This window comes from Pseudomonas maioricensis (assembly GCF_022790535.1).
GTDB lineage: Bacteria > Pseudomonadota > Gammaproteobacteria > Pseudomonadales > Pseudomonadaceae > Aquipseudomonas > Aquipseudomonas maioricensis.
In genome coordinates, this window is record NZ_LOHG01000004.1 from 383,760 (window position 1) to 393,280 (window position 9,521).

A 9,521-nucleotide genomic window follows, 5' to 3' on the forward strand; every position below is an offset into this window, starting at 1 on the left:
CCGGCAGCTCCTACAGATCCTATGTTTGCCGCGAGGCCTTCAAAGAAAATCAGCGCACCCCCTCCTGACGCAGTGCATTAGGCGTGAACTCACTGGTGGTAGCGGTGAAGCCAAAGTCATACGCGCGCTTCTCTTCGTTCTTCATGCCCAGCGCAAGGTAGCGGCCCGACTGCAGGTCATAGATAGTTTCCAAGGCATACCACGGCACTTGTTTATCGTAGTAGTTCTCGGCATGAGCCTCGGCGACGCGCCACAGTTGGCCGCGACCGTCGTAATGGTCGATGACAGCTGCCTGCCAGGTGTCCTCATCAATAAAGAAGTCACGCTTGGCGTAGATGTGGCGTTGGCCTTCCTTGAGCGTTGCAGTGATGTGCCAGACACGGCGCAGTTCATAGCGGGCAAGATCCTGATTGATGTGCCCGGCCTTGATGATGTCAGCGTACTTGAGCTTCGGATCGTCCAGCTTGTAGCTGTTGGCGGCGATATACATCTCTTGTTTGCCAACCAGTTTCCAGTCGTAGCGATCCGGTGCACCGTTGAACATGTCCAGGTTGTCCGAGGTACGCAAACCATCAGCCGCCGTGCCCGGCCCGTCATAAGAAACTTGAGGGGCGCGACGAACGCGACGTTGACCGGCGTTGTAGAGCCATGCGGAGCGCGGTTCAGCAACCTGATTGAGGGTTTCGTGGACCAGCAACACGCTACCGGCCAGACGCGCTGGTGCGGTCACTTCCTGCTTGAAATAGAACAACACGTTGCCGGGATTCTTAGGATCGTAGTCCTTCATCTTGTCGCGGAACACGAACTGATCGCTGAAATACACCAGGCTGTATGACCCGTTGGGCTGCGGAGTGGCCTGGGTTACCAGACGCTTTACGCTCCCCCCACGATAACGCCCGATGTGGTTCCAGATGACTTCGTTGGCACTCTGCGGAATCGGGAACGGCACCGCCGTATCGAAATTCTCAAGGCCGTTACCGCCGCCTACCGCCTTGGTATTGGTGGCGTTTTTCTTGATAGCGGCGAACACCTCATCCGGCACTGTCGCGCCACGATGGGAGGGATAGACCGGCATTTTGAAAGTTTCCGGGTAACGCTTGAACATCGCGTACTGACCCGGCGCGAGGTTGGCCTTGTACTGCTCCACGTTAGCGGCGGTGATGGTGAACAGCGGCTTTTCACTGGCATACGGGTTGGCGAGGAAGCCTTTGGCATCTACCGCCCCGGCATTCTTGGGCATTGGGCTCCAGGCAGGAATGGTGTTGGCAGCATTGCCGGCCTTTTCAGCGCCCATGGGCGTCAGGGTAGTTCCAAGCTTTGCTGCTTCAGACTCAGACACAGCCGCCATGACACCGGTTGCCAGCAGCGACAACCCGAGCACACCGACTTGCAACAGACTTTTTGTTATTTTCATATTCATCGTCGTCCTGAAAAACCGTGTTCTTAGAAGTTCATGCCAAAGCTGAGCGACACGAAGTCGCGATCATCGACCGTGGTGTACTTGCCATCAAAGAAGTTGGTGTACGCAAGTGCCGCTGTGTAGGTGTTCTGGTATTCAGCATCCAGCCCAAGGCTGACCGCTTTACGGCCTTCCTCGAAGTTACCGCCAGGTCCCGGCGAATAACCTTTTACGTCGTGCGACCAAGCTACGTTTGGACGAAGGTTCACACCGGCAAATACGCTGTTGTAGTCCCAGATGGCACGAGCGCGATAACCCCACGAGTTGGCAGTGGTGAAGCCATCGTCCTCGCAATAGCGACTCACGTTGTTTTGAGGTGCAGTTCCCAGAGTTTGGGCGTTGAGTGATGTGCAACGGCCGTTGGCCAGAGGGCCAGGACCGTAGCTTGGGTCGCGGCCGTAGCGGATTTTCGAAGTGCTTTCCAGCCCGCCAACGTGTGTCCAGCCCACTTCACCCACGACGGTCAGGCGCTCGGCGCCCATCACCTGATCAAAGAACTGGGTAAACGAGGTTTGCAGTTGGGTGATTTCTTTGCGGCGGTAACCTGGTTGATCGGTGTCGGCTTGGCCTTGCAGCGGTGATACGGTTGCGTCGAGTGGCGTGATGCCTGAATACAGGATGTCGGTGGTATTGATCTGCACCGGAGCGTTTGGACGGTAGCTGATCTCACCGCTCCACGCGGTACCGGTAGGCAACGTGGTGGAGAAGCTCAAACCGTACAGTTGAATATCTTCGGGGTATTCAACGTAGTAGCTGGAGTTGCCCGCAACGACCAGTGGCATCAAAGAGGCAACCAGACCCGGTTGCGCAGCCAAAGGACCAAGTGCAGCGATCAGCGCAGCAGGGTTGTATGAGCCCGCTGGAGCGCCCCGACCGCTGAAAATTGGCGCGCGACTGTGGTAGTTCATGAAATAAGCGCCGAACTCAGTGTCCAGCGGCTCAAAGTTGTAGTGCATTGCTACGCCAAACTGACCGCCATCACGGGCATCACGATCAGGACCACGGCGCACGACTGCACCCTCATCAGGGTTACCCCACCTGACACCTTGAGCAGCCAGAGCATTGAACACGGTCGGCCGTGCAACCGCCGGCAGGGCAGCAGCCAGACCCGCCTGGCTGCGCAACACGGCAAGATTGCCATCGCAACCATCCGAAATCACATCCGGCTGCGAGAAGAACGTGCCGCAGTTATCGGTAACGGTCTGGTCCCACTCAAGCTGGTAAAAACCTTCTGCCGAAAGATTTTCAGTGATGCTTTGCGACAGGTAGAACATGTTGACCGGAATCAGGCCTTCCTTGATTTCGGCGCCTGGACGACGGAACGCGGACACGTCGACCGGGTTGATACTGTTGATGCCGCCCTGGATGAAAGTACTTTCACCCCAACTGACCACTTGTTTACCGAACCGCACAGAACCTGGCTCATCACCAATGCTGTAGTTGTGGTAAACGAAGGCGTCGAGAATCTGCCCGCCGGAAGACTTCGCGCCTTCCTTGCGATTGGAATCGCTGATGTCCTTGAACTCGCGGTTCTCGTCCTTGAGTTCAAAGTCGTACCAGTATTTGCCACGCACAAACACACCGGTGTCGCCGTACTTCAACTCAAGATCGTGAATGCCCTTGAAGATTTTCGAAAACGTTTCACCGCGTTTGAAGTTCAAGTGGCCGTCATCGGACGTCTGCGACAGGCCATGCCCGCCGTTGTTGGAACCGATGAGGTTCTTGTTGGCTTTCTCGGTAGACCAACTGGCGCCCACGGAGAGCGACGAGTCGAACTTGCCTTCGATTTCGCCAATGTTGAAGCTGACGCCGAAAGCAGGACCGGCGAGCGTAGAAGCGAGACTGACGGCCAAAGGCAGTTTTGCCCGGCGCCAGAACTGGTTTGCTGATGTCATCGACGCTACTCCATGTGTTTTTTATTGTTTTGGCAGTGGTACTGCTAAAAACGGCACAGTCGATCTTGCGACAGACAGTCCGACGCTCATCGGGTAACCCAGAAGGTTACAACGGATCAGTGTCTTCATTCGTTTCTACCCAGCCCCTGATACCGACTATAGCCAGCAGGTCGCACTGCTTGATCCCTCTAAAGTGTGATTTGCAGTCCAAGACTCTCTGCCGCGCGTATTTGCGCCCGATGACGCCAGCGGGCTCGTGGGGAGAATGGCTTAATTTGCGGATTTGGCAAGCCAAGCGCTTGCTTGGTCAGCGCCAAGCCGACAAACCGTGCTCAGCGGGCACGGCTCAGACCCGGGCAAGGTGAAAAAAGTGCCGTATTCACCTTGCCCGCAGGATCAGAGCGTCGAGAGAAAGCTGCTGTTGGTGCTTTGCCATTCGACGATATCCAGCCGCATACGCTTCTTGTCGAGCTTGCCGACACTGGTCTTGGGAATTTCAGTAACAACCGCAATCTGGTGCGGGATCGCCCACTTGTTGATATGCCCCAGTTCGACGAAGGGCTTGAGGTGGTCCTTCAGATCCTTCGCCTCGATGCTGTGCCCCTCTCGTACCACCAGCAATGCGAAAGGCCGCTCACCCCACTGCGGATCAGCGATCCCCACCACGGCGACTTCGCGAACCCCGGGATGGCGACTGCACAGATCCTCTAGCGCCAGGGAAGAAATCCATTCGCCCCCGGTCTTGATCACATCCTTGATCCGGTCACGGATGTCGATGACTCCCATGCTGTCGAGTGTCGCCACGTCTCCCGTGTGCATCCAGCCACCGGCCCACATCTCGGCGCCTTTTTGCGGCTCACGGTAATACCCCTCACTCAACCAGGGTGCTCGCAGCACCAACTCGCCCATGGATTCCCCGTCGGCGGGAAGGAAGTTACCCTCTTCATCAACAATCGCCGCGTCCACCAGAATGCCCGGCACGCCGGCCTTGATTCGATACGTGACACGCTCGTCCTCGCTGCCTGCACGCAGCTCATCATTCAGATGCGCAACCGAAATCAACGGACCGGTTTCCGACATGCCATAAGCGGCAGTCAGTTGAATGCCACGCGCCTTGGCCGCTTCATACAGCGTCCGGTTCAGCGAGCTGCCGCCGATGATGATCTTCCAGCCTCCAAAGTCGACGCCTTGCGCAGCCTTTGCGTTGAGGACCATTTGCATGATGGTCGGCACGCAATGGGAAAAAGTGACTTTCTCCTTGCGCCACAACTCGACCAGAAACTCCGGATCATAGCGGCCGGGATAAACCTGTTTGACCCCCAGCATCGTCGCCGCGTAAGGCATGCCCCAGGCATGCACGTGAAACATCGGCGTGATGGGCATGTACACATCATCGGTCCCCAGCAATCGCTCGGCACTGCCGACAATGGTCGCGACGCCCATGGTGTGCAGCACCAACTGGCGATGACTGAAATACACGCCTTTGGGGTTGCCCGTGGTGCCGGTGGTGTAGAACGTCGTGGCCACGGAGTTTTCGTCGAAATCCTCGAACTCGTACTGCGCGCTGGCCTGAGCCAGCAGCGTCTCGTATTCGCCCACCAGATTGGGCAATTCAGCAGTCTTTTCCGGCAGGTCCGTCAGTAGCAGGGTTTTCTCGACGGTGGTCAGATGCCCGGCCATTGCCTGATACAGGCCGACGAACTCGCTGTTGACCAGCACGAACTTATCTTCGGCATGGTTCATTGTGTAGACGATTTGATCCGGCGAGAGCCGAACGTTGATGGTGTGAATCACGGCGCCAATCATAGGAATGGCAAACATGCACTCAAGGTACCGATGGCTGTCCCAATCCATCACCGCCACAGTATCGCCAGCTTTGACACCTGCGGCACTGAGCACATTGGCCAACCGGCAGACGCGCTCGATCAGTTCTGGATAGGTATAGCGAACGGTGTCGCGGTAGACGATTTCCCGGGTTTTTTCGTAACGGCTGCCTGACATCAATAGCCTCTTGATCAACAGAGGATATTGATAGGCACCGTCGGCTGGCGGAATAACGCGGGTCTGCAACATAAGAGTTCCTTTTCAAAGTGCACGGGCGTGGCTTGAAATATGGACTCTAGAGCGGTACCTCGCCAGTCAAATCAGCCAAAGGGATGATTTCTGAGCAAAGCCGCTCTGCGCAATGACACAGCGCTGTCGCGAAGCAAAAATGGAACCTGTAGGAGCTTAAGAGCACCGCGAGGCCGCGATAGCGGTGCATCAGACAGGACGCCATCGCTGCCTCGCGGTGCTCGGAAGCTCCTATAGAAAAGCATTCCAGATCAGGTGATTACATTTTGTTTGATGAGAGCTGCATCGCATTGGGCAAAAAGTTGTATCAATGACTCTCAGTCAGCGCCAGCTTCAGGCCCAACGCAACCAGCACGCCACCCATGGCGCGATCAAACCAGTGGCCCATACGCGCAAAGCCTGCACGCACACGCTCCTGGCTGAACAGCCGCGCGACCATGCAAAACCACAGCCCCGTTGCGACGGCCAGGTAAACGCCATAACCCGCCTGGACCCACAGCGGCGTGTGCGGGTTGATCACTACGGTGAACAACGAGAGGAAAAACAGCGTGGCCTTGGGGTTCAGGCCGTTGGTGATAAAGCCACTGGTAAATGCACCGCGAGCCGTGCGCTCACCGCCTGCAACGTTGACCGGCGCATCGCTGGCGCTGGCAGGTTTGGCCCGTAGCGCCTTGACGCCGATGTACAGCAAATAAGCGGCGGCGGCCCATTTGAGCGCGTTGAACAGCACGATCGACTGCGAAACAATCAAGCCAATCCCCAGCAGCGAATAACCGACGTGCAGGAAAATTGCCGTCCCAACACCCATGGCGGTGTAGGTGCCCGCCTTGCGTCCATGGGCCACACTTTCTCGTACGACCACGGCGAAATCCGGTCCGGGGCTGGCGACAGCGAGCAAGTGAATCAAGGCAACGGTGAGGAACTCAGCCCAATACATGATGTTTCTCCAAAAATAAGCTGGCCAAAAGAGAGGCCGGCTCAAAAATGTAAGCAAGCGTTTCGCTCTGATAGGCTAGCCACATTAAGCCTTCAATACGTCCATTAACAGGTACAGCTGATGAGCAATCACGGTAGAGCAGTTTTCCTCGACCACACGTCCCTCGACCTTGGCGATCTGGACTTCGGCGCATTGCGTGAATGCTTCAGCGAGTTGACGCTGCATGCCAGCACGAGCGCAGATCAAGTGATTGAACGCCTGCAAGGCGCTCAGGTGGCGATCAGCAACAAGGTCGTGATCGATTCCAACACGTTTGCCGCATGCCCTGACCTCAAGCTAGTGCTGGTAACGGCCACCGGCACCAATAACATCGACCTGGTTGCGGCCCGTCATCATGGGGTTACCGTGTGCAACTGTCAGGGTTACGGCACTCCATCAGTCGCTCAACACACCTTGATGCTGTTGTTGGCACTGGCCACCAGCCTGCCCGACTATCAAAAAGCAGTGCAGCAAGGCCTCTGGCAGAAGTCGAAGCAGTTCTGTCTGCTGGACTTTCCTATCGTTGAGCTGGAAGGCAAAACGCTGGGCCTTTTGGGCCATGGGGAGTTGGGCGGTGCCGTGGCAAAACTGGCTGAGGCATTTGGCATGCGCGTCGTTCTTGGGCAAATACCCGGCCGCCCTGCTCGCCCGGACCGCTTGCCATTGGAAGAACTGCTGCCTCAGGTTGACGCCCTGACCCTGCATTGCCCGCTCAATGACGACACCCGCGACATGATCGGCGCCCACGAGCTAAGCCTGCTCAAGCCGCACGCGTACGTTATCAATACCGCCCGCGGCGGGCTGATCAACGAGCAAGCCCTGGCCGACGCATTGCGTAACGGCCACCTGGGCGGTGCCGCTACCGACGTGCTGACGGTTGAGCCGCCGACAGCGGGTAACCCGCTACTGGCAGGCGACATTCCACGCCTGATCATCACGCCTCACAGCGCTTGGGGTGCACGCGAGGCACGGCAACGGATCGTCAGCCAAGTGACCGAGAATGCACTAGGATTCTTTGCTGGCAAACCGGTTCGCGTGGTGGGTTAGGCCGCAAATCCCTGTAGGAGCTGCCGAAGGCTGCGAAAGCAGTCGGTCATATAAATCGCCTTCGCAGCCTTCGGCAGCTCCTACAGGGATCGCAACGCCGTTGCTGGCTCCAAACTGTTAGACTCCGCGCTTTTTCGAGGAGCCCACCATGGACCCGCGCAGTGAAGTGTTACTCCGTCAGGCCGAACTGTTTCAGGGCTCCCTGCTACTCGCCGGCCTGCCTGCTGATGATTTGCTCGGCCGCCTGCCGAACGCGCAAGGCTGGTGCTGGCACGCAGGTGATCAGGCTGCACTGGATGCACGCTTTGAAGGCCGTAGCCATTTCGGCGTAACAGTCCCTGAGCTGCCATTCGAGGCCGCCGTGGTGTTTTTGCCCAAAGCGCGAGAGCTGACCAACTACTTGCTCAATGCCCTCGCCTCGCGTCTGGCCGGACGTGAGCTGTTTCTGGTCGGTGAAAAACGCAGCGGTATCGAAGCTGCCGCCAAACAGCTGAGCCCGTTTGGCCGCGCCCGCAAACTCGACAGCGCACGGCATTGTCAGCTTTGGCAAGTCACTGTCGAAGACGCCCCGAAAGCGGTAACGCTGGAAAGCCTCGCCCAGCAGTACGAAGTCGAAATGGAAGACGGCCCGTTGAAGGTTGTTAGCCTGCCCGGCGTTTTCAGCCAGGGCCGACTGGACCGTGGCTCGGCGTTGTTGCTGCAGAACATCGACAAGCTGCCCAGCGGCAACCTGCTCGACTTCGGTTGCGGCGCTGGCGTGCTGGGGGCTGCGGTAAAACGTCGCTACCCGCATAACAATGTGATCATGCTCGACGTCGATGCATTCGCCACCGCCAGCACCCGCCTGACCCTTGCTGCGAACGGGCTGGAGGCTGAAGTGCTGACAGGCGACGGTATCGATGCAGCCCCCATGGGCTTGAGCACTATTCTGAGCAATCCGCCCTTCCATGTCGGGGTCCACACAGATTACAAAGCCACGGAAAACCTGCTGAGAAAAGCACGCCAACATTTGAAATCAGGCGGCGAACTTCGGCTAGTTGCCAATAGCTTCCTCAAGTATCAACCCATCATTGAAGAGCATTTTGGGGTGTGTGCAATCAAGGCTGAAGGAAATGGCTTCAGAATCTACCGCGCCAAGCGGGCTTGAAAATAAGCACTTGCCCAAAGCGAAAGCTGAAGGCAGAATCCGCTCCGTCCTAGGGGAGTAGTCTCCCACGAGCGCCATGCTCGTCCGGTACGCATCAACATACTTGGTCCTCAGACCATGGTGCGTACGACCCCGAATCCGCTCAGACGGATCGGTGGTTTGACAAGACCTATGACACGAACACCTTACCCGGGGCGGGGAGGCTGTACGTGTCATAGCCGTGTCGACCCGCCCCTTAGGAAAACCTGATGCTGGAATCCTTGTTGGTCCCCACCGCTGTCGTTGCCTTGGCCGAAATCGGTGACAAGACCCAACTCCTCGCGCTTATTCTGGCCGCTCGCTTTCGCAAGCCCTGGCCGATCATTGCGGGCATTGTCGCCGCGACGTTGGCCAACCATGCCGCGGCCGGTGCCGTAGGTGCCTGGTTCAGCAGTTTCCTGTCGGACGCAACCCTGCACTGGATTCTCGCCGTAAGCTTCGCCGCCACCGCGCTGTGGACTCTTGTCCCGGACAAGATGGACGACGACGAAGCCAATACCGCACGCAAGTTTGGTCCATTCATGACCACGCTGATCGCATTCTTCATTGCCGAGATCGGAGACAAGACGCAAATCGCCACGGTCATGCTTGCCGCGCAATATTCGTATCTCTGGCTGGTGATTCTGGGGACTACGCTGGGCATGTTGCTGGCTAACGTGCCGGTGGTACTGGCCGGTAATTTCGCCGCCGAGAAACTGCCTCTGACCCTGATCCGTCGCCTGGCAGCGAGCGCGTTCTTCGTACTGGCGCTGGTGGCGGTGTACAAGGCAATGCAAGTGAGTGGCTGGATTTAACTGTAGGAACGCGCAATGTGTCCCTGACACAGCGCACACCGGACCTGTAGGAGCTGCCGAAGGCTGCGATCGCGGAGTGTCAGGATAATTG

General features: G+C 57.5%; 7 protein-coding genes and 1 riboswitch. Of the genes, 3 read left to right on the plus strand and 4 right to left on the minus strand.

Annotated elements, in window-relative coordinates; genetic code table 11:
* Positions 1 to 49: 49 nt before the first annotated feature.
* The 4 genes from AUC61_RS09110 to AUC61_RS09125 form a co-directional block, all read right to left on the minus strand.
* A complete protein-coding gene (locus tag AUC61_RS09110) occupies positions 50 to 1,414 on the minus strand; it encodes a DUF1329 domain-containing protein (RefSeq protein ID WP_162874372.1) in 1,365 nt (454 codons plus the stop codon).
* Between the two features lie 29 nt (positions 1,415 to 1,443).
* Positions 1,444 to 3,354 (minus strand): DUF1302 domain-containing protein, encoded by a 1,911-nt coding sequence (locus tag AUC61_RS09115; RefSeq protein ID WP_243245606.1) that lies wholly within the window; start codon positions 3,352 to 3,354, stop codon positions 1,444 to 1,446.
* Positions 3,355 to 3,750: 396 nt separating this feature from the next.
* Positions 3,751 to 5,427, minus strand: coding sequence for a fatty acid--CoA ligase (locus AUC61_RS09120; RefSeq protein WP_243245607.1), 1,677 nt, complete (start codon positions 5,425 to 5,427; stop codon positions 3,751 to 3,753).
* Positions 5,428 to 5,734: 307 nt separating this feature from the next.
* Entirely contained in the window at positions 5,735 to 6,364 is a 630-nt protein-coding gene (locus AUC61_RS09125; RefSeq protein ID WP_243245608.1) for a LysE family transporter, read from the minus strand.
* 120 nt (positions 6,365 to 6,484) lie between these two features.
* On the opposite strand from AUC61_RS09125, the gene AUC61_RS09130 reads away from it, so the two are divergent.
* The 3 genes from AUC61_RS09130 (at position 6,485) to AUC61_RS09140 (ending at position 9,430) form a co-directional block, all read left to right on the plus strand.
* The gene (locus AUC61_RS09130) at positions 6,485 to 7,450 is read left to right on the plus strand and encodes a 2-hydroxyacid dehydrogenase (protein ID WP_243245609.1); all 966 of its coding nucleotides are present in this window, start codon (positions 6,485 to 6,487) and stop codon (positions 7,448 to 7,450) included.
* Between the two features lie 148 nt (positions 7,451 to 7,598).
* Entirely contained in the window at positions 7,599 to 8,597 is a 999-nt protein-coding gene (locus AUC61_RS09135; RefSeq protein WP_243245610.1) for a class I SAM-dependent methyltransferase, read from the plus strand.
* A gap of 39 nt (positions 8,598 to 8,636) precedes the next feature.
* A riboswitch (yybP-ykoY riboswitch) is annotated at positions 8,637 to 8,757 on the plus strand.
* An 88-nt stretch (positions 8,758 to 8,845) separates the two neighbouring features.
* Positions 8,846 to 9,430, plus strand: coding sequence for a TMEM165/GDT1 family protein (locus tag AUC61_RS09140; protein WP_243245611.1), 585 nt, complete (start codon positions 8,846 to 8,848; stop codon positions 9,428 to 9,430).
* Positions 9,431 to 9,521 lie beyond the last annotated feature (91 nt).

Coding starts and splice junctions, on each gene's coding strand:
- AUC61_RS09110 (WP_162874372.1), bottom strand. CDS start 1,414: ATGAAAATAACAAAAAGTCTGTTGCAAGTCGGTGTGCTCGGGTTGTCG.
- AUC61_RS09115 (WP_243245606.1), bottom strand. CDS start 3,354: ATGACATCAGCAAACCAGTTCTGGCGCCGGGCAAAACTGCCTTTGGCC.
- AUC61_RS09120 (WP_243245607.1), bottom strand. CDS start 5,427: ATGTTGCAGACCCGCGTTATTCCGCCAGCCGACGGTGCCTATCAATAT.
- AUC61_RS09125 (WP_243245608.1), bottom strand. CDS start 6,364: ATGTATTGGGCTGAGTTCCTCACCGTTGCCTTGATTCACTTGCTCGCT.
- AUC61_RS09130 (WP_243245609.1), top strand. CDS start 6,485: ATGAGCAATCACGGTAGAGCAGTTTTCCTCGACCACACGTCCCTCGAC.
- AUC61_RS09135 (WP_243245610.1), top strand. CDS start 7,599: ATGGACCCGCGCAGTGAAGTGTTACTCCGTCAGGCCGAACTGTTTCAG.
- AUC61_RS09140 (WP_243245611.1), top strand. CDS start 8,846: ATGCTGGAATCCTTGTTGGTCCCCACCGCTGTCGTTGCCTTGGCCGAA.